Source organism: Permianibacter fluminis (assembly GCF_013179735.1).
Classification (GTDB): domain Bacteria; phylum Pseudomonadota; class Gammaproteobacteria; order Enterobacterales; family Permianibacteraceae; genus Permianibacter; species Permianibacter fluminis.
The window spans coordinates 2318923-2337417 of sequence record NZ_JABMEG010000001.1; the positions used below are offsets into that span (position 1 = coordinate 2318923).

Genomic DNA, 18495 nt, shown 5'->3' on the forward strand with positions numbered 1-18495 from the left:
ATGATGCAGCCAGAAGTGCGGTGTTGGGGTGGCGTAGGTGAGGTCACCGGGTCCTGCTATCAAGTCACGCTCGGCAAGGAATCTATCCTGCTGGACTGTGGTTTGTTGCAAGGTGGTGCCAGGGAAGATGCCCGCAATTATGAGCCGACGCCCTATGACCCGCGCGCCATCGATGCGGTGGTGCTGAGCCACTCCCATCTCGATCATGCCGGCCGCTTGCCCAAGCTGCAGAAAGAGGGCTATCGCGGGCCGATTTATACCCACCGGGCCAGCCGCGATCTGTGCAGCATCATGCTGCGTGACGCCGCCCATCTGCAGGAAGCCGACCAGGAAGTTGAAAACCGCAAGCGGGCGCGAAAAGGTTTGAAGCCGCGCGAGCCGCTCTATACCCACCGCGATGTTGAGCGGGTCATGAAACAGTTTGAGGTGCTCGACTATGGCGAATGGCAGCCGCTGACCGAGCACATGTCGGTGCGCTTGCATGACGCCGGCCATATTCTCGGTTCGTCGATTGTCGAGCTGAAAATCGCTGCGCCCGACCGTGACCGCATCCTGATTTTCTCCGGCGACCTCGGCCCGTTCGGTGCGCCCATTCTGCGCAATCCCGAGCTGATTCCCTTTGCCGATGCGCTGCTGATGGAAAGCACTTATGGTGATCGCGATCACCGTGATTTCGACTCGACGCTGACCGAGCTCGGCGAGATCTTCCGCAGCGAGCAATCGCAGAAGGGCAATATCCTGATCCCGGCGTTTGCGGTGGGCCGCAGTCAGGAGTTGCTGTACCTGATGGCCAAGTACTATCGCGAGTGGGGGCTGTCGCGCTGGCAGATCTTCCTCGACAGCCCGCTCGCCATCGATGCCACCAATATCTATCTGCGCCATCACGCGCTGTACAACGGCGATGCGGTAAAACTGCTCGGCAATGACCATCCCGAACACGCGCTGCGCCGGCTGCTGCCCAATCTGCAATTCCTGCCGACGCCGGAGCAATCGCAGTCACTCAATCGGGTGCAATCGGGCGCCATCATCATTGCCGGCAGTGGCATGTGCACCGGTGGTCGCATCAAGCATCACCTGAAGCACCTGGTCTGGCGCGATACCACTCAGGTGATCATGATTGGTTATCAGGCCTATGGCACGCCGGGACTGGCGTTGGTCGAAGGCCGCGACTTTATCCGACTCTGGGGCGAGGGCATCCGGGTGCGGGCCAAGGTGCACACCATCGGTGGCTTGTCGGCGCACGCCGGCCAGCGCGATTTGCTCAAATGGTATGAAGGCTTCAAGCAATTGCCGCCGGTCTGGCTGGTGCACGGTGAACCGCAGGCGCAGCAGGCGTTGCAAGCCAAGTTGTGCGATTTGCATCCGGGTGTGCCGGTCAATATTGCGTCGCGGGGCGAGGTGTTGAAGCTTTAGTCGCTGTCAGGCGTGATTCGGCAAAACGTCGCGATCAATTATTGAACCCATTCGCGGTGGCCCGGCGTGGTTTTGGCGTTTTTGCGCAGAGCGGCAAAGCCCCCACCCCAGCCCTCCCCCTCGCAGGGGAGGGAGCACTTCATCCGCTCCTCTCCCTCACAGTGGGAAGAGCACTTCTTCTGCTCCTCCCCCTGTCAGGGGGGAGGCTGGGAGGGGGGATTTACCGAGCCGGCCCTGACTTCCTCCCTCGAATTCGTCATGATGTACAAGCGCCACAAAAAAAGGATTCCATCATGATGACGCTGGTTATTGTTCTCGTGCTCTTCATTGCCATCCAACACCTTGGCTTTCTGGTGCTGGAAATGTTCTTCTGGGACCACCCGGTCGGCCGCAAGATTTTCCGGCAAACACCGGAGCAATCAGCCAGCTCCAAAGTACTGGCCGCCAATCAAGGCTTGTACAACGGATTTCTCGCCGCCGGTTTGGTGTTCGGTCTGTTTTTCGCCGGCCAGCCGACACTGGTGTTCTTTCTGGGCTGTGTGCTGGTCGCCGGCATCTACGGTGGCCTGACGGCCAAGCGCAGCATTTTGTTTGTGCAAGGCTTGCCGGCTGCCATCACTTTGCTGGTGTTGTATTTCGCATGAGCGAGGACAGCCTCCCGCCCGTCGAAGGCGCGCTGGACATCTCCCGGGCGGTGCAGTTGCCGCTGCGCGAGATCGAACTGACCGCCATGCGTTCACAAGGCGCCGGTGGCCAGAACGTCAACAAAGTCTCCAGCGCCATCCATCTGCGTTTCGATATCCGTGCTTCATCGCTGCCGGACGTTTACAAGGAACGGCTGTTGGCGCTGTCCGATCAGCGCATCACCAAAGACGGCGTCGTGGTGATCAAGGCACAGGAAACCCGCAGTCAGGAACAGAACCGGCTCGATGCCTTGGCGCGCCTGCAAGCCTTGATCAAATCCGTCGGCGTGGTCCGCAAAACCCGCAAAGCCACCAAACCGACCCGCAGCTCGCAAACCAAACGCATGGACAGCAAAACCAAACGCGGCAACGTCAAGGCGATGCGTGGGAAGCCGACTGAGTAGGGGGGGCATGAGCAACCGGGTTTTATTCCGGGTAACAAAAAGGCGCATCATGATGCGCACTGCACTCGCTAGCTCAGTTACTTTTAAGTGGATGCATTTCAATCCAAGCCTGAATTCTTTTTCTGGCTTCGGTTATTTCTGCTGTACTCATTTTTGACTCAAGGTCTGACTTCCATCCATTTTCAGCTGGAATATTGCCTCCATGAAAGATGGCTATCCATTTGTAGGCTTCAATTAAGTCAACAGAGACTCCGGTGCCAAGGAGGTACATATTTGCGAGATTTACATAAGCGCCAGGGACTCCACCTTCTGCTGCTAGCAAAAAGAGCCTATGAGCTTCTTTTTCATTTTTCTGAACGCCCCAGCCTTCCAGGTAACACAAGCCGATCTAGAATGTGGATCTAGGGTCTTCAGCTACTTCGCCTTCTTGCAGATGACGAATACAAGACTCATTAATTTCAGCATCAGTTGCTGATCGAGAAATGCTTGGCATGACTAAAGCAAGCAGTGATACCGCCCACATCCTCAGTACGAACTTCATCATTGGCATGGGCTACTTACTCCACTCACAATCATCCAAAAACAAATCCGCGCCAAGCCGGTCGGCATTGGCAGTGTTGTAAGCGTAGTCACGCAGCTCGGTGATGCCGACATGGGCCAGTGCTTGTTCATCGAGCAAAGCCTGACCGGTATAGCTGACCGGTTGTTCCAGAATCGCTATGGCGGCATCGGCCATGATCTCCGGCTTGCGGCACAGCGCAAACGCGTCTTTGCCCATCAGCGCATGTTCAATCGCGGCGGTGGCGATAATCGTCCGTGGCCACAGGCAGTTGACGGCGATGCCGTGTGGTTTGAATTCTTCTGCCATACCAAGACTCAGCATGGTCATGCCGTATTTGCTCAGCGTGTAGGGGCCGTGCGCGGCCAGCCAGCGGGTGTTCATGTTCAGCGGCGGCGACAGACTCAGGATGTGCGCGTGCGAGCTCTTCTTCAGAAACGGCAGCGCAGCGTGCGCGGTCAAATAGACCGCGCGGGCATTGATGCTCAGCATCCGGTCAAACACATTCGGCCGGGTGTCTTCGACCGTGGTCAGGCTAATCGCACCGGCATTGTTGACGAGCATGTCGAGGCCGCCAAAGGTGTCGGCCGCTTGCTGCATCAGCGTGAAGACCTGCGAGTGATCGCGAACATCGACTTGCACGGCCAAGGCTTTGGCGCCCAGCGCGCGAACTTCGTCGGCAACCGTGTGGATGGTGCCTTCCAGTTTCGGATGTGGCTCGGCGGTTTTGGCGGCGATGACGACATTGGCGCCGCGCTTGGCGGCGGCTAGCGCAATGGCGCGGCCGATGCCGCGACTGGCGCCGGTGATCAGGATGGTGCGGTTTTTCAGGTTGGACATTGGGTGGTCCCTGTTTTGCGCGGCTATCTGGTTTTGTCTCGTACATCACCCCCTCCTAGCCTCCCCCTTGGCAGGGGGAGGAACAATCCAGCTCCCTCCCCTGTGAAGGGGAGGGTTGGGGTGGGGTAATTTACGAGATGCAGCTTGCTATCGAGCACTTCAGTAATGCGGCGGCGGCGGTTCCTGTTCCGGTGCCAGCGAATCGGGCGAGTGCTGCAGGCTGATCAGATCATCGCGCAGGCGCTGGATCATTTTTTCCAGCGCGATGATCTGCAGTTGCTGGGCGCGCAGGGCCTCGTCCAGTTCCAGAATGGTTTGCTCCTGAAACGCCAGCTTGGTTTGCAGCTCGACAATGCGCTCGTGATCACTCATGCCGCCAGCTCCAGCGCTTTGGCGATGTCGGCGTCGATTTCTTCTGGTTTGGTAGCGGTGGCGTAACGGGCGATGACCTTGCCATCGCGGCCGACCAGAAATTTGGTGAAATTCCATTTGATGGCTTCGGTGCCGAGAATGCCGGGGGCCGAGGCTTTCAAATAGCGGTAAATCGGATGGGCGTTATCGCCGTTGACGTCGATTTTCTTGAATAGCGGAAAGGTCACATCAAAGGTGGTGCTGCAGAAGCTGGCGATATCGCTGTCGCTGCCCGGTTCCTGCGACAGGAACTGGTTGCAGGGAAAGCCGAGCACGGCAAAGCCCTTGTCCTTGTATTTGCGGTAGAGCGCCTCCAGGCCTTCGTATTGCGGGGTGTAGCCGCATTTGCTGGCGACATTGACGACCAGCACCACTTTGCCGGCGAATTCGCGCATGGACACGTCCGTGCCGTTGTTGAGCAGGGCGGTGTGATCGTGAAGGGTGGTCATGGTCAGCCTCGACATCCGGTGAATGAAATCCGTACAGGCCAGCGCGGCAGTGAGCAGGGCTTATACGCAAAAGGGAAACAGTACGTTACCAGAATGGCACGACCAGTTGGCTTAGCAAAGGGCCGCCGATTTGTTAGGCTCCCGGTTCCCGTTTGCTGCCTTCCGCCGATCTCATGAACTCGAAAATGCGTACCCCCATCTCCGTAGTTGCCGCCGGTCTTGCGGCCCTGCTGACCGCTGTACCGACCTTCGCGGCTGATGCCTTGTACAGCGAGCGCGAGCTGCAAACCGCCGCCTGGATTCGTGATGCCGCCGCTGACGGCAACAAAGCCTATGCCATTCTGGAATCACTGACCACGGAAGTCGGCCCGCGCATGGCCGGCAGCGAGGGCGATGCCCGGGCCGTGGCTTGGGCCGAGGCCAAGTTCAAGGAGCTCGGTTTCGACAAGGTCTGGAAAGAGCCGGTCAGTTTTCCGTCCTGGCAGCGCGGGGTCGAGCGCGCCGAAGTGCTGGCGCCGTTTCCGCAGCACTTGGTCGTAACGGCGCTTGGCGGCAGCATTGCGACTGCTGACGGCGGGCTGCAGGCAGAAGTCGTCGCGTTCGACAATCTGGATGCTCTGAAAGCGGCTGCACCAGAGACGTTGGCCGGCAAGATTGCCTTCGTCAACAAGCCGATGCGCGCCTTCCGTGATGGCCATGACTACGGTCCGACCGTTGCTGCGCGTGGCGCCGGCGCCGTGGAAGCGGGCAAAAAAGGCGCCGTTGGTTTGCTGATACGGTCGGTTGGCACCGACAGTGACCGGCTGCCGCATACCGGCTTGATGCGTTACGACGACAAGGTCAACAAGATTCCGGCGGCCGCGTTGTCGGTGCCGGATGCCGATCTGCTGGCCAACATGCTCAAGCGCGGGCAGCCAGTGAAGCTGAAGCTGGAAATTGGCGCCAAAGCCGGCCCGACTTATACCTCCTACAATGTCATTGGTGAGATCAGCGGCACCGAGAAATCCAGTGATTATGTGTTGATCGGCGGCCATCTCGATTCCTGGGATCTGGGCACCGGCGCCATCGACGACGGCGCTGGCTGCGCGATGACCATGGCGGCAGCTGAATTTTTGAACCGCAACGGCCTGAAGCCGAAGCGCAGCATCCGGGTGGTGTTGTTTGCCAACGAAGAGCAGGGGCTGTTCGGCGGCAATCAGTATCACGATGCGCACGTCAAGGAGCTCAAGAATGTGCATGCGGCCGCAGAAGCCGATTTCGGCCAGGGCCCGGTTTACCGATTGGACTCGCACGTGAAGCCGCAGGCGTTGCCGCTGGTGAAGCAAATGCAACAAGTGCTGGCGCCGCTCGGAATCGAAGCCGGTGGCAACGACAATTCGGATGGCCCGGATTTGCGTGCCATGAACATGGCCGGTATCGCCTCGTTTGGTTTGGCGCTCGACGGAATTGATTACTTTGATCTGCACCACACGCCGAATGATACCTTCGACAAAATCGAGCAGGCGCGGCTGAATCAAAGTGTGGCCGCGTTCGCGACCTGGGCCTGGCTGGCGGCCAATTCACCGACCGATTTCGGCTCAATGGGCGACTATCTGGTTGGCAAGGCAAAAGCGGCGCAACACTGAGCGCATCTAGCAAGACCGGCGGCAGCATGCAGCGCGTTTGCCAGCAATCAAGCGCAGTGAACGGGCAGCGTTGTGCGCTGCCAGACACAGGACAGAAGGCCAGCGAAAATGACCAGCGGTAGCATTCATTATGAAGTGCGCGATCACGTCGCCCACATCAGCATCAATCGGCCGGACAAGCGCAATGCGCTGACTACGCCGATGTATCTGCAGCTGACCGCATTTCTCAGCGAAGCAGAACGCGATGCCACGGTCAGGGTAATCCTGTTCCGTGGCGAAGGTGGCCATTTTTCGGCAGGCAACGATCTGGCGGACTTTCTCAACCAGCCACCGATTGATGCCGACAGTCCGGTGATGAAGTTTCTGTTCGCGGTGGCCGGTGCGCACAAGCCGCTGGTCGCGGCAGTCGAGGGTGTTGCGGTTGGTATCGGTACCACACTGCTGCTGCACTGCGATCTGAGCTACGCCGCACGCGATGCCAAGTTCAGTCTGCCGTTCGTCAATCTCGGCTTGGTGCCGGAGGCGGCGTCGAGTTTGCTGCTGCCGCATTTGTGCGGCCATGCCCGCGCTGCCGAACTGCTGTTATTGGGTGAGCCCTTTACTGCCGATACCGCAAAAGACTGCGGCATCATCACCGGCATTACCGGTGTCGGTGAGGCTCTCGCCAGTGCGGAACAGGCGGCACGCAAACTGGCGCAGAAACCACCGGCCGCGCTGCGCGCCAGCAAGGCGCTGCTGAAGCGGCATCTGCGCGGCGCGGTTTCGGATACCTTGCTGGTGGAGGCGGCCGAGTTCCGGCAGCGCTTGCAAAGCCCGGAAGCGAAAGAAGCGTTTCAGGCTTTTCTGGAAAAACGGGCGCCGGATTTTTCCCGGTTCAATTGATCGAGAATCGGGTGATGGCCTCGTCGCGGATTCAATAAAAACGAGACCAATAAAAGCGAGACAAATAAAAACGGGCGCCTGGCGCCCGTTTTTATTTTCCGCTGGCCTTCACCGAAGGGGCGGAGACGATGGTAGGCCGGTCGGCCTGCTGGCGTTTACGTTGCAGGGATAAAGCATCCGATTGGCGTTGTAGCCGAGTTTGAAGCGTGTGTAGCAGACGATGATGAATCATGATGATAACGACTTGTTCCTGGCCTCGTGGCCGATAGTGAGAGACTAAAACGCCGGCATGACGCCGGCGTGACAGTTTTGCCTGAACCGGCACCGCGCGGTTTGCGCGGCATCAATAACGGGTGCTCAGGCGACACGGACGGCGGTGCTGGCAGCACTGCTGGCATTCATGCGCAGCTGGGTTTCGACAAACAACCCCTTCATATGTTCCGGCACATTCAGACCGCTGCCACCGAACACCAGCAATTTGCGTTGCGGGCTACGGTCGGCGACCAGCCGGCGCAGCAGCGCCCAGGTCGAAACAATCTTGAATTCGTCGCGCACATTCTCGAACAGATAAATCGCGAAATGCGGCCGGTTGACGATGTGTTGCAAAGCCTGTTCAAACGACTTGGTATTGGGCACCACGATATGCGGCATATCGATGCGGCTAAGGCCGCTGTTCGGCACCCAGACGTAGCAGGCGCGCGAGGTGAAGTCGTTGTAACGGACCAGCTCCTCACGCAGTAAATCGGGCTGGTCACAGCGCAAATCAAGGGCGTTGTGGCCGGCGCTGAGCGCCATTTCCAGCATATTGCGGAGATTGGACATGCTTGCCTCCCGGATCTGCCCGGCAGGCAAACCCTTTCATTCACGCGGCCACGTACACCCGGTTACGACCATCCTGTTTGGCCCGGTACAACGCCCGATCCGCCTGTTCCAGCAGTTGGCTGGCATTGGCGCCCTGAACATACCCGGTAAGGCCCGAGCTGATGGTCACATTGATGTCCGTGTCGTTGCAGCGAACTGGCGCACACTCAACTGCGGCGCGCAGCCGTTCTGCCAAAATTGCGGCCGAATTCACATCGGTATTGCGCAGCAAAATCACGAACTCTTCACCACCGTACCGGAACACCGAGTCCGTGGTGCGAGTCAGCTCCTGCATACGACGGGCGACAATGCGCAGCGTTTCATCGCCAGCGGCGTGGCCGTAGCTGTCGTTGATGGTTTTGAAGTGGTCCAGATCCAGCAACAGCAAGCTGAACCGGCTGCCATGGCGAGTAGCCAAGCCCAGCTCGGTCGCCAAAGTCTGCTCCAGCGCAGCGCGGTTGCCGACGCCGGTCAAGGCATCCTGACGGGCGGCCTGAATGGCGTCGCGATAGAGCAGGGCATTGCGCAGCGGATACCCCAGCAGCGACATGGTGCTTTCCAGCACGGTCAAATCGCCTTCGCCAAACGGCCGGTTGCGGCCAATGCGCAGCTCGCCCAGCCGCTGTTGGCCGACCTCCAACTGATAGGTGGCCTGATGGCGACCGGTAATGCCGGTGCGGTACAGCGGCTCGTCGTCAGTGATGGCGAACTGAAACTCGTCGAACTCGACCAGACTGGCGACGCTGTCGGCGTACAACGCCAGAACGTCATTCAGTTCCAGGCTACGCGGCAGTTCCCTCGCCAGGCGCGTGCAGACATCTTCCAGCCGTTCGGTAACGGCGGGCATCTGGTGGTAATGAACGGCCGGTGGCAAGCCAATCACTTTGCGCGGGGTAAGGCTCGACATCATGACAACTCCGAAAGCACGGCGACATCTGGAACGCAGATTTCAGTTAGCGAATCTGCTCTCAAATGCATCTCTGCGAGAACTGTGCCAGCCGGCAGAATAGGAATTGGCGCCTTGTAAATCAATGATTTAATGAGGTTGACCTGATCAAACTTTGATGTCGGTCAGGCTTTTGACGGAAAACCGGCAGCGTAGTGCTGCCGGTGTTGCTGAAGAAGGCGGGAAATTGACGCCGTTTTGGCCGGGTTTTGCGGTCATTGCGCGTCAACCGATTGACCGTGGATGGCGTGACTGTCCGGGCCGAGCAGCCACAGATAGGTCGGCAGGATGTCCTGTGGGGTTTTCAGTTTGGTGGTGTCTTCGGCCGGAAACGCGGCCGCCCGCATCTTGGTCCGGGTGCCACCCGGGTTGATGCAATTGACCCGGATGCGGCTGCTTTCATCCAGCTCATCCGCCAGCACCTGCATCATGCCTTCGGTGGCGAATTTGGAGACGGCGTAGGCGCCCCAGAACGCCTTGCCCTTGCGACCGACACCGCTGGTGGTGAACACCACCGACGGGTCATAGGCCGCTTTCAGCAGCGGCATCAGGCTCTGGGTCAGCAGAAAGGCGGCGTTGACATTGATCTGCATGACTTCCAGCCAAACATTCGGTGAGTAATGTTCGATCGGTGCCCGCTCGCCCAGCACGGCGGCGTTGTGCAGCAAACCATCCAGACGACCGAACTCACTCAGCAAGGTGTTGGCGAGGCCGACCGTATCGTCGGGCGTGATGGTGAGCAGGTTCATCGGCACAATCGCCGGTTGCGCGCCGCCTGCGGCGACAATCTCGTCATACACCGCTTCCAGTTTCTTTTGCTGACGACCGAGCAGGACAACAGTGGCGCCATAACGGGCGCAGCCAAGCGCGACGGTTTTGCCGATGCCATCGCCGGCGCCGGTGATCAGGATGATGCGATCTTTCAGCGCGTCGGCCGCCGGTTGATAGGTCTTGTGGTCCATTGCGTTTCCTCGTTGCTTGCGGCACACCGGGTCTGGCTGCGATGCGGGTTGTGTCGTTACTGATGTTGTGTTGTGACTGATGTTATGTCGTGACTGGTATGGCGGTTACTGGTTCTGGATTCTGGATTATCGGTTTCGGGTTTGTGCGGACCGGTATTGGCTGACTGATTTCACGTTAGACGGCAAATGTTCCGGTCGCCAGCTGCAGCCGGGTTTTCAACCGGGTCTGCCAGCGCTGCAGCGCGCCAAGCTGCAAGCGATAACGTTGCAGCGCGTAGCCGTCGGCTTCGGTTGCTGCCAGCCAGCGGCTGCGCAGTGCCAGCAGAATCAATATTGGCGCCAGTTGTCGGGCGCGGTGTGGGTCGAGTCCGCGCAGACCGTCGGTCAGGCGTTTGCGTTGATGCCCGGTTTGCGCACTGAACAGCGCCCGCAGATCGTTGTCGCTGCGCTGACAAAGCTGCTCGGCGCTGATGCCGTGTTGTCCCAGCTGGCTGTATGGCAGATAGATCACCTGGGCGCTGGCATGGCGCGGGAAATCGTGCACCAGTTGCACGTATTCCAGAAAACCGCCAATGGCTTTTCGGCGGTCGCTGTCCAAGGTCAAATTCAAGGCATGGCAAACCAGTTGCAGCAGCACGTCGCCGCGCTGTTGCAGAAAACTGTCCAGTTCGTGCTGTTCGGCAAAGCCGGCAAAATCGATATCGGTTTCAACGGTATCCAGCAAGGCTCCGAGCAGCGGTGTAATCGCCGGCACTTGGCTTCGCAAGCGAGCCAGTGCTTGCAAGCTTGGGTGCGTGCTATGAGCGTCGGCAGTCAATTGCGCGCGCCACCATTGCAGCTGGGTGTCGGCCAATTGTCGCTCGCTGGCACGATGCGGAATGTCACAGACCCTCTGATGAAAAGCGAATACGCCGAGCAAGGCCAGCTCGGTTTCCGCATCAAGTCCCTGCAACGCAATGGCCAGATCGCTTGGCGTTGGCGCAACGTCCTGCCGGCAAAATTCACGTGCGTCCATGTTGCTCGCTTGCTTCCGCACCGGGACCCGTCAAGGTAAAACCGATGGCGTAGTGGGCTTTTGGCGCCAGGATCACGGCGTGATCATTGGCGATGGCGGTTTCGGCGCAGACAAAATGCCGCCAGTCATCGCCAACCACATCTCCAAGTCGAGCGGCTTTCTCGGTCCAGGGAGTCCAGACAACGGTGTCGGTATTGCAGTGTTGCTGCAGCAACAGTCGTTTTTCTTTCGACTCAATCTGCAGGCGATTGTCGCCGGCGTGATAGATGCGATCGGTCTCCTGACTGAAACCGACAATGCCGCGCTGCGACAGGGTTTGGCTCGTCAATTGATCGTAATAGTCACAGCCTTCGAGGCCGGCAATGGTCGTGTCAGCGATATCGGTCACGGAAAAATAGCTGTGCAGCGCACCTGCCACCGGATAGGCGTGGTCGTCAGTGTTTTGCATCAGCAATTGTACCGACAAAACGGTGCTGATCCGGATTTGCAGCTGCAAGTGAAAGCGATGCGGCCACAGTTGCCGGCTGGCTTCGTCATCCTGAAGCGCGAGCGTCAAGGTCAGTGCCGATTCGCTGCGTTGCAATGAGGCCACCGACCAATGACGGGTGCGGACAAAACCGTGCGCAGGCAATGCGCTGTCCAGCGTACCAAACCAGGGCCAGCAAACGGGCACGCCCGCACGCAGGGCTTTGCCCGGCCGCACCTGCAGTGCGGGATTGGGCCAAAGCCAATCTTGATCGCCATGACGACAGCTGAGCAACTGGCCGCCATACAAGGACACGCTGGCGGACAAGGCATTGTGTTGCAGTGTCAACACCGGATAGCCCGGCGCCAGTTCGGTGAGAGTTACACCGGGGATTTCCTGACCGGGAATGTCAAGTCCGGGAACACCTAGTCCGGGAATGTCGATACCGGAAATATTGGCACCGGGTTTTACCACGCGCGTCATTGCCCGACCTGTGCCGATGCGGCTGGTTGATCGCTTGTGCTGCGCCACTGTTCAATCAGTTCGAGCAGTTGCTCGCCCTGTTGCAGATAGTGATCGGCATGCCAGCTTTCCACTTGATCGTTGGCATCAATAAAGCCCCAGAGCGCGCAAATGGTGCGCATGCCGGCGCGGCGACCGGCTTCGATATCGCGCTCGGCATCGCCGACATAACAACAGGCCGCGGCATCAACGCTGGCCATCTGGGCCGCGTGGTGCATGGGCGCCGGATCCGGTTTGCGTTGCGGCAGGCAATCACCGGCGACAACGCAAGCCGCGCGTTGCCACAACTGCAGATGCTCCATCACTGCGCGGGTCAGATAACCGGGCTTGTTGGTGACCACGCCCCAGCGCAGGTCGTTTTGCTCGCAATGTGCCAGCACACGATCGAGGCCGGCAAACAGATTGGTTTGCTCGGTCATGCACTGCTCATACAGGCTGAGATAGCGATCGCGAAACGGCGTGAAGGCCGGATCGTTCGGTTCCAGATCAAACCCCAGTTTCAACAGGCCGCGGGCGCCATGCGAAACCTGTGGCCGGATTTGCTCATAAGGCAATGGTTTGCGACCACGTTCAATCAGCAATTGATTGAGTGCTTTCGCCATGTCCTGCGAGGTATCGAGCAAGGTGCCGTCCAGATCGAACAGCACGCATTGCAAGGGAAGGTATGAGCTCATGTCTTTTTGTCTTTTTGTAGGAGCGGAATCAGTCCACCGGCCGGGTGTGGACGAGGTAATTGACATCGACGCCGGGGCCGAGCGAATACACCTTGCTCAGCGGGTTGTAATGCATGCCGGTCATGTCGCCGACGCGCAGGCCGGCATGGCGGGCCCAGCTGCCGAGCTCCGAAGGCCGAATGAACTTGGCGTATTCGTGGGTGCCTTTCGGCAACAGGTTCAACACATATTCGGCGCCGACAATGGCAAACAGAAACGCTTTCGGATTGCGATTGATGGTCGAGAAAAAGACATGGCCGTTTGGTTTCACAAGTTTGGCGCAGGCGGCGATCACCGAGGCCGGATCCGGCACGTGCTCAATCATTTCCATGCAGGTGACCACATCGAAGCTGCCCGGTTGTTCGTCAGCCAGTTGCTCGGCCGTCATCTGCCGGTAATCGACGCTGCGGCCGCTCTCCAGCAGATGCAATTTGGCCACTGACAGCGGCGCTTCACCCATGTCGATGCCGGTGACTTGCGCGCCTTCGCCGGCCATGGCTTCGCTCAGGATGCCGCCGCCGCAGCCGACATCGACCACGCGCTTGCCGGCCAGCGCGCCGGTGCGCTGAATGATCCAGCCGAGCCGGAGCGGATTGATGTCATGCAGTGGTTTGAATTCACTGCTGCGGTCCCACCAGCGAGCGGCAAGCGCTTCGAACTTGGCGATTTCGGCGCGGTCGACATTGGTGTGGGTCATGGTGATTATCCTTAACGATGTGTTTTGTAGGAGCGGCCTTGGCCGCGATGATTTCTTGTGAACACAATCGCGGCCAAGGCCGCTCCTACAACGTTCAATTGGCGTGCGTCTTTAAGGTACTTTGCACATCACCCTGCCAGCGCTGCACTTTTGCCCGCAGTGCGCCTTCATCAATGGTCAGCAGCTCGCGGTTGCGCATCAGCGCCTGACCGGCGACCCAGACATCGCTGACTTGCTCCCGTTGTACGGAGTAAATCAGCGAGTAGAGCGGGTTGTACACCGGTTGCTGTAGCAGGCCGGACAAATCGATGGCGATCACATCGGCGGATTTGCCAACTTCCAGCGAGCCGATTTCATTTTCCAGCGCCATGGTGCGAGCACCGCCGAGCGTGACCATGTACAGCATCTGTTCGGCTTTCATCGCGGTCGGATCGCCGGCGACCGCCTTGCCGAGCAAGGTGGCGGTGCGCAATTCGCCAAGCAGATCCAGATCGTTGTTGCTGGCGGCACCATCGGTACCGAGCCCGACGTTGATGCCGGCCGCCTGCAGTTTTGCCACCGGGCAAAAGCCGCTGGCAAGTTTCAGGTTGGATTCCGGGCAGTGCACGGTTTGCACGCCGTTTTCTTTCAGCAGCGCTATGTCATCGTCGTTGAGGTGCACGGCGTGCACGGCGACGAATTGCGGCCCGAGCAGGCCGAGCTTGTTGAGTCGCTGCAGCGGCCGCATGCCGTATTGCTTCAGTGAGTCGGCAATTTCCTGCGCGCTCTCGTGCACATGCATGTGCACGACAAGACCGAGTTCTTCGGCGTAGGTGGCTACTTGAGTCAGCAGCGCATCATCGACGGTGTACGGCGCATGCGGGCCAAACGCGGCCTTGACCAGCGGCAGGCTGTGGCAGGTATCGTGCAATTCCAGAACCCGATGAATCCCTGCTTTGCCATCGGCTGCGCCGGGCATTGGGAATGACAGGATGGGGCTCGCCATCAGGCCACGCATGCCGACTTTTTGTATCGTGGTCGCGGCGCGCTCGGCGTAGAAATAATTGTCGGCAAAGGCGGTGACGCCGCCGCGGATCTGTTCGGCACAAGCGAGCTCAACACCATCGGCGACAAACTCCGGTGTCACCAGCGCTTTTTCCAGCGGCCAGATCCGGTTGTTGAGCCAGTCCATCAGCGCCATGTCTTCGCCGCAGCCGCGCAGCAAGGTCATGGCGGCGTGGTTGTGGGCGTTGATGAGGCCGGGCAGCAGGACGTGATCGCCAAGGTGTTGCTGCTGCCGGGCATTGACCCGCTGCTGCAGTTCGCTGCGCGGCCCGACGGCAACGATGCGACCGGCCGCGATCGCGATGGCGCCGTCTTCGAGCACCGTATTGATCGGCGCCACCGGTAACAGCCAGCGGGCACTGAGCAGCAAATCGGCTTCGATCATGTTGTTATCGGTCGGGAAACGGTCAGGGCGGCGAGTATACCGGGCGACGAGATCCGGCGTCATGCACGGTAGTGGCGGCGGGACTTGGCGACGGCAGCCTTACTGCAGGTCGTCGGTGTCCTGCCAGATGATGCGGCTGACCCGGAACCGGCTGTCGACACTGTCTTGGCCCAGCAGCTGAGGCAGGCTCAGCTCCGCCGGCAACGGCGCCTGGCTTTCGATACGCAGTATTTGGTCGAAATCAGGCCGGCGCTCGACCCGATGCAGCAGCCATTGCCTGCCCGGTCCAGCACTCAGAACCGCATAGTGTTGCGCGTCGGCCGCGACATTCACCCGAACCGGCTCGAACAGCCAGGTGCGTTTGACCCGCCAGTCGATGTCTGCGAGCTTGCTGCCGCCGCTTTCGAAGTGACCGAGATACAGCGCCGCCCGGAATTGCGTCAGCGGGTCGGTCGCGCCCGGACGCAGGCGCAGCAAATCAAACCGCTCCGGTTCCAGGGACAACAGCGTGTCCGTGCTGAGCAGTTGCTCGGTCTGCTTTCTGGCGGCTTCGGTTACCGGCTCCAGTTCCAGCACCACCTGCCAGTCGTGCGGCGGCCGGTACAGCGGCAGATGGGAGGCAAAGACTTGTCCCGGTTCGCCGAACAACAGCATGCCGTGCACGCCATGGGCGTGGGCCGGGCCGACGTCCGCTGCCTGCGCCATTGCGACGAGGCCGATCAGGGGGCTTGCCAGCACAGTTTTTAACCAGTTTTTCATGCTGTTCCCTTCGCTCCGGCAGCTAGAGCCGGACCACCCCGGCATGCTACCATTGCCGGCTTTGCGGGTGCCGCCGTTCTGCTCGCACAAGCCCAATAAAATCAATGTCTTACAAGGCATTGCCTGAATCAACAAAAACCGATTAACAAGGCAAAACACAGATGACCGAACTCGCCAAAGAGATCCTTGCCGTCAGCATCGAAGACGAGCTGCGCACCTCTTATCTCGATTACGCGATGAGCGTCATTGTCGGCCGGGCCCTGCCCGATGTCCGCGATGGCCTGAAACCTGTCCACCGCCGCGTGCTGTACGCGATGAGCGTACTGGGTAACGACTACAACAAAGCCTACAAAAAATCGGCCCGTGTGGTCGGTGACGTGATCGGTAAATACCACCCGCATGGCGACACCGCCGTGTACGACACCATCGTCCGGATGGCGCAGCCGTTTTCGCTGCGCTACATGCTGGTCGACGGCCAAGGCAACTTCGGCTCCATCGACGGCGACAACGCGGCGGCGATGCGTTACACCGAAGTGCGTATGGACAAGATTGCCCATGAGCTGCTCGCGGATCTGGACAAAGAAACGGTCGATTTTGTCGACAACTACGACGGCAGTGAGCAAGAGCCGTCGGTGCTGCCGACTCGCGTGCCGAACCTTCTGATCAACGGCTCCAGTGGTATTGCCGTCGGCATGGCGACCAATATTCCGCCGCACAACCTGCGTGAAGTGGTCAACGGCGTGCTCGCGCTGATGGACAATCCCGAGATCGATATCGAAGGTTTGATGGAACACATTCCGGCACCGGATTTCCCGACCGCCGGCATCATCTGCGGTCGCGCCGGCATTGTGCAGGCGTACAAAACCGGCCGGGGTCGCTGCGTTATTCGCGCCCGTCACGAGCTGGAAGAAGAAGGCCAGAAAACCAGCATTATCGTCACCGAGCTGCCGTATCAGGTGAACAAGGCGCGCTTGATCGAGAAAATCGCCGAGTTGGTGCGTGAGAAGAAAATCGAGGGCATCACTGGTCTGCGCGACGAGTCCGACAAGGATGGCATGCGCATGGTGATTGAACTGCGCCGCAACGAACTGCCGGAAGTGGTGCTGAACAACCTCTACGCGCAGACCCAGATGCAGACCACCTTCGGCATCAACACCGTCGCGCTGGTCGACGGTCAGCCGCGCACGCTGGCGCTGAAAGAGTGTCTGGAAGAGTTTGTCCGTCACCGCCGCGAAGTGGTGACCCGTCGTACCGTTTACGAATTGCGCAAAGCACGCGAAAAGGCCCACACACTGGAAGGTTTGGCCGTTGCGATTGCCAACATCGATGAAGTCATCGAACTGATCCGTTCATCGCCGACGCCGGCCGAAGCGAAAGAGCGTTTGATCGCCAAAGCTTGGCAGCCGGGTGGCGTCATGGCCATGCTCGATCGCGCCGGGGCGCTGGCTTCGCGACCAGAAGATCTGGAAGCGCAGTACGGATTTGTTGACGGCGGCTACCATCTGTCACCGGTACAAGCGCAAGCGATTCTGGAACTGCGTCTGCACAAACTGACCGGCCTTGAGCATGAAAAACTGCTCGACGAATACAAAGAGCTGCTTACCGAAATCGGCGAATACCTGCACATTCTGGCCAGCAACGCCCGCTTGATGGAAGTGATCCGCGAAGAGCTGGTCAAGGTCCGTGACGAATACGGTGATGAGCGCCGCACCGAGATTTCGAACACCGCCGAAGACATCGACATCGAAGATTTGATCGCCGATGAAGAAGTCGTGGTGACGCTGTCGAGCGAAGGCTATGTGAAGTACCAGCCGCTCTCGACCTACGAAGCGCAGAAGCGCGGCGGTCGTGGCAAATCGGCGACCGATCTGAAAGACGAAGACTTCGTCCGCAAGCTGATCGTCTGCAAAACGCACGATTACCTGCTGTGCTTCTCGACCCGTGGCCGCTTGTACTGGCTCAAGGTCTACAACCTGCCGGAAGCCGGTCGCGGTGCTCGCGGCAAACCGATCGTCAACCTGCTGCCGCTACAGCCGGACGAGAAGATCACGTCGTTGCTGCCGGTCCGCACCTTCGATGCAGAACATCAAATTTTCATGGCGACCAAGTCCGGCGTGGTCAAGCGTACCGCGCTCGACAACTTCGCCCGTCCGCGCAGCGCCGGCATCATCGCCGTCGATCTGCGTGATGACGACGAGCTGGTTGGCGTCGACATCACCTCGGGCAAAGACGATGTGATGCTGTTCTCCGATGTCGGCCGTGTGGTTCGCTTCAACGAAACCAAGGTGCGCGAAATGGGCCGCCTGGCCCGTGGCGTGCGCGGTATCCGTTTGGGTGAGGGCGAGGCAGTCATCAGCCTTATCGTCGCGCACGAAGGCACCGACATTCTCACCGCAACCATGAATGGTTATGGCAAGCGCACCGCGCTCGAGGCCTATCCGGTCAAGGGCCGTGGTGTGCGCGGCGTGCTGTCGATCAAGGTCAGCGAGCGCAATGGCAAGGTCATTGGCGCGGTCGCGGTCAAGTCTGGCGAACACATCATGCTGATCTCCGACAAAGGCACGCTGGTCCGTACCCGCGTTTCGGAAGTGCGCGTAATGGGCCGCAACACCGCCGGTGTCCGCTTGATGCGGGTGCTGGAAGGTGAACACCTGATCGGTCTGGAATCGATCACTGTCGTTGATGAAGGTGACAACGAAGATGTCGTGTCTCCGCTGCTCAGTGATGATGCCGAAGAGTGATTTCTGCTTGTAGGTAAAACGACGTAATTTGAAATGCGCCCTTTGTCCCCCTCCTTTTAAGGGCGGAGCAGGAGAACGGAACAGTACAAATGTACTGTTCCCCTGCGAAGCGCCAATC

Annotated in this window: 19 protein-coding genes; 6 read left to right on the forward strand and 13 right to left on the reverse strand. The window is 59.4% G+C overall.

All coding sequences use genetic code 11. The features are described 5' to 3' along the window. The 3 genes from HPT27_RS10045 to arfB all read left to right on the forward strand — a co-directional run bounded on the left by HPT27_RS10045 (position 1) and on the right by arfB (position 2500). Entirely contained in the window at positions 1 to 1413 is a 1413-nt protein-coding gene (locus HPT27_RS10045; protein ID WP_211197925.1) for an MBL fold metallo-hydrolase RNA specificity domain-containing protein, read from the forward strand. A 293-nt stretch (positions 1414 to 1706) separates the two neighbouring features. Beyond that, on the forward strand, positions 1707 to 2057 hold the full coding sequence (locus tag HPT27_RS10050; protein WP_172242550.1) for a DUF1304 domain-containing protein: 351 nt from the start codon (positions 1707 to 1709) through the stop codon (positions 2055 to 2057). Next, positions 2054 to 2500 carry an alternative ribosome rescue aminoacyl-tRNA hydrolase ArfB gene (arfB, locus tag HPT27_RS10055; protein WP_172242553.1) on the forward strand — a complete coding sequence of 149 codons (447 nt, stop codon included), beginning with the start codon at positions 2054 to 2056 and terminating at the stop codon, positions 2498 to 2500. The genes HPT27_RS10050 and arfB overlap by 4 nt, the downstream gene beginning before the upstream one ends. A gap of 73 nt (positions 2501 to 2573) precedes the next feature. On the opposite strand, the gene HPT27_RS10060 is transcribed toward arfB, so the two are convergent. The 4 genes from HPT27_RS10060 to HPT27_RS10075 form a co-directional block, all read right to left on the reverse strand. Beyond that, a complete protein-coding gene (locus tag HPT27_RS10060; protein WP_172242556.1) occupies positions 2574 to 2882 on the reverse strand; it encodes a tetratricopeptide repeat protein in 309 nt (102 codons plus the stop codon). Between the two features lie 171 nt (positions 2883 to 3053). After that, positions 3054 to 3899 carry an SDR family oxidoreductase gene (locus tag HPT27_RS10065; RefSeq protein WP_172242559.1) on the reverse strand — a complete coding sequence of 282 codons (846 nt, stop codon included), beginning with the start codon at positions 3897 to 3899 and terminating at the stop codon, positions 3054 to 3056. 159 nt (positions 3900 to 4058) lie between these two features. Next, the gene (locus tag HPT27_RS10070) at positions 4059 to 4271 is read right to left on the reverse strand and encodes a SlyX family protein (RefSeq protein ID WP_172242562.1); all 213 of its coding nucleotides are present in this window, start codon (positions 4269 to 4271) and stop codon (positions 4059 to 4061) included. After that, positions 4268 to 4759, reverse strand: a complete 492-nt coding sequence (locus HPT27_RS10075; RefSeq protein ID WP_172242565.1) for a glutathione peroxidase — start codon at positions 4757 to 4759, stop codon at positions 4268 to 4270. The genes HPT27_RS10070 and HPT27_RS10075 overlap by 4 nt, the downstream gene beginning before the upstream one ends. 185 nt (positions 4760 to 4944) lie before the next feature. Here HPT27_RS10075 and HPT27_RS10080 point away from each other — a divergent pair, with 185 nt between their 5' ends. Together HPT27_RS10080 and HPT27_RS10085 are read left to right on the forward strand one after the other, a co-directional pair. Beyond that, complete coding sequence (locus HPT27_RS10080; protein ID WP_172242568.1) at positions 4945 to 6384, forward strand: M20/M25/M40 family metallo-hydrolase; 1440 nt, start codon at positions 4945 to 4947, stop codon at positions 6382 to 6384. 108 nt (positions 6385 to 6492) lie between these two features. Continuing rightward, positions 6493 to 7266 carry an enoyl-CoA hydratase gene (locus HPT27_RS10085; protein ID WP_172242571.1) on the forward strand — a complete coding sequence of 258 codons (774 nt, stop codon included), beginning with the start codon at positions 6493 to 6495 and terminating at the stop codon, positions 7264 to 7266. A 357-nt stretch (positions 7267 to 7623) separates the two neighbouring features. Here the strand turns inward: HPT27_RS10085 and HPT27_RS10090 are convergent, their stop codons facing one another. The 9 genes from HPT27_RS10090 to HPT27_RS10130 form a co-directional block, all read right to left on the reverse strand. Further along, positions 7624 to 8088 carry a hypothetical protein gene (locus tag HPT27_RS10090; protein ID WP_172242574.1) on the reverse strand — a complete coding sequence of 155 codons (465 nt, stop codon included), beginning with the start codon at positions 8086 to 8088 and terminating at the stop codon, positions 7624 to 7626. Between the two features lie 40 nt (positions 8089 to 8128). Continuing rightward, positions 8129 to 9037 carry a GGDEF domain-containing protein gene (locus tag HPT27_RS10095; protein WP_172242577.1) on the reverse strand — a complete coding sequence of 303 codons (909 nt, stop codon included), beginning with the start codon at positions 9035 to 9037 and terminating at the stop codon, positions 8129 to 8131. A gap of 251 nt (positions 9038 to 9288) precedes the next feature. Next, positions 9289 to 10035 (reverse strand): YciK family oxidoreductase, encoded by a 747-nt coding sequence (locus tag HPT27_RS10100; protein WP_172242580.1) that lies wholly within the window; start codon positions 10033 to 10035, stop codon positions 9289 to 9291. Between the two features lie 175 nt (positions 10036 to 10210). Then, positions 10211 to 11050 carry a squalene/phytoene synthase family protein gene (locus HPT27_RS10105; RefSeq protein ID WP_172242583.1) on the reverse strand — a complete coding sequence of 280 codons (840 nt, stop codon included), beginning with the start codon at positions 11048 to 11050 and terminating at the stop codon, positions 10211 to 10213. Beyond that, on the reverse strand, positions 11037 to 11999 hold the full coding sequence (locus tag HPT27_RS10110) for a D-hexose-6-phosphate mutarotase (RefSeq protein ID WP_172242586.1): 963 nt from the start codon (positions 11997 to 11999) through the stop codon (positions 11037 to 11039). The genes HPT27_RS10105 and HPT27_RS10110 overlap by 14 nt, the downstream gene beginning before the upstream one ends. Continuing rightward, positions 11996 to 12712, reverse strand: a complete 717-nt coding sequence (locus HPT27_RS10115; RefSeq protein WP_172242589.1) for an HAD family hydrolase — start codon at positions 12710 to 12712, stop codon at positions 11996 to 11998. Before HPT27_RS10115 ends, HPT27_RS10110 begins: the two co-directional genes overlap by 4 nt. 28 nt (positions 12713 to 12740) lie before the next feature. Then, positions 12741 to 13448: a bifunctional 2-polyprenyl-6-hydroxyphenol methylase/3-demethylubiquinol 3-O-methyltransferase UbiG gene (gene ubiG, locus HPT27_RS10120; protein ID WP_172242592.1), complete on the reverse strand. Its 708-nt coding sequence runs from the start codon at positions 13446 to 13448 to the stop codon at positions 12741 to 12743. Positions 13449 to 13542: 94 nt separating this feature from the next. Continuing rightward, positions 13543 to 14877 carry a TRZ/ATZ family hydrolase gene (locus HPT27_RS10125; protein ID WP_172242595.1) on the reverse strand — a complete coding sequence of 445 codons (1335 nt, stop codon included), beginning with the start codon at positions 14875 to 14877 and terminating at the stop codon, positions 13543 to 13545. A 99-nt stretch (positions 14878 to 14976) separates the two neighbouring features. Continuing rightward, the gene (locus tag HPT27_RS10130) at positions 14977 to 15636 is read right to left on the reverse strand and encodes a hypothetical protein (RefSeq protein ID WP_172242598.1); all 660 of its coding nucleotides are present in this window, start codon (positions 15634 to 15636) and stop codon (positions 14977 to 14979) included. 161 nt (positions 15637 to 15797) lie between these two features. On the opposite strand from HPT27_RS10130, the gene gyrA reads away from it, so the two are divergent. After that, positions 15798 to 18377: a DNA gyrase subunit A gene (gene gyrA / locus HPT27_RS10135; protein WP_172242601.1), complete on the forward strand. Its 2580-nt coding sequence runs from the start codon at positions 15798 to 15800 to the stop codon at positions 18375 to 18377. Positions 18378 to 18495 lie beyond the last annotated feature (118 nt).

Bases quoted from the DNA above. Each gene is read 5' to 3' on its own strand.
- HPT27_RS10125 (WP_172242595.1), bottom strand. From the start codon at position 14,877: ATGATCGAAGCCGATTTGCTGCTCAGTGCCCGCTGGCTGTTACCGGTG.
- HPT27_RS10105 (WP_172242583.1), bottom strand. From the start codon at position 11,050: ATGGACGCACGTGAATTTTGCCGGCAGGACGTTGCGCCAACGCCAAGC.
- arfB (WP_172242553.1), top strand. From the start codon at position 2,054: ATGAGCGAGGACAGCCTCCCGCCCGTCGAAGGCGCGCTGGACATCTCC.
- HPT27_RS10090 (WP_172242574.1), bottom strand. From the start codon at position 8,088: ATGTCCAATCTCCGCAATATGCTGGAAATGGCGCTCAGCGCCGGCCAC.
- HPT27_RS10070 (WP_172242562.1), bottom strand. From the start codon at position 4,271: ATGAGTGATCACGAGCGCATTGTCGAGCTGCAAACCAAGCTGGCGTTT.
- HPT27_RS10115 (WP_172242589.1), bottom strand. From the start codon at position 12,712: ATGAGCTCATACCTTCCCTTGCAATGCGTGCTGTTCGATCTGGACGGC.
- HPT27_RS10050 (WP_172242550.1), top strand. From the start codon at position 1,707: ATGATGACGCTGGTTATTGTTCTCGTGCTCTTCATTGCCATCCAACAC.
- HPT27_RS10100 (WP_172242580.1), bottom strand. From the start codon at position 10,035: ATGGACCACAAGACCTATCAACCGGCGGCCGACGCGCTGAAAGATCGC.
- ubiG (WP_172242592.1), bottom strand. From the start codon at position 13,448: ATGACCCACACCAATGTCGACCGCGCCGAAATCGCCAAGTTCGAAGCG.
- HPT27_RS10045 (WP_211197925.1), top strand. From the start codon at position 1: ATGATGCAGCCAGAAGTGCGGTGTTGGGGTGGCGTAGGTGAGGTCACC.
- HPT27_RS10065 (WP_172242559.1), bottom strand. From the start codon at position 3,899: ATGTCCAACCTGAAAAACCGCACCATCCTGATCACCGGCGCCAGTCGC.
- HPT27_RS10085 (WP_172242571.1), top strand. From the start codon at position 6,493: ATGACCAGCGGTAGCATTCATTATGAAGTGCGCGATCACGTCGCCCAC.
- HPT27_RS10130 (WP_172242598.1), bottom strand. From the start codon at position 15,636: ATGAAAAACTGGTTAAAAACTGTGCTGGCAAGCCCCCTGATCGGCCTC.
- gyrA (WP_172242601.1), top strand. From the start codon at position 15,798: ATGACCGAACTCGCCAAAGAGATCCTTGCCGTCAGCATCGAAGACGAG.
- HPT27_RS10075 (WP_172242565.1), bottom strand. From the start codon at position 4,759: ATGACCACCCTTCACGATCACACCGCCCTGCTCAACAACGGCACGGAC.
- HPT27_RS10110 (WP_172242586.1), bottom strand. From the start codon at position 11,999: ATGACGCGCGTGGTAAAACCCGGTGCCAATATTTCCGGTATCGACATT.
- HPT27_RS10095 (WP_172242577.1), bottom strand. From the start codon at position 9,037: ATGATGTCGAGCCTTACCCCGCGCAAAGTGATTGGCTTGCCACCGGCC.
- HPT27_RS10080 (WP_172242568.1), top strand. From the start codon at position 4,945: ATGCGTACCCCCATCTCCGTAGTTGCCGCCGGTCTTGCGGCCCTGCTG.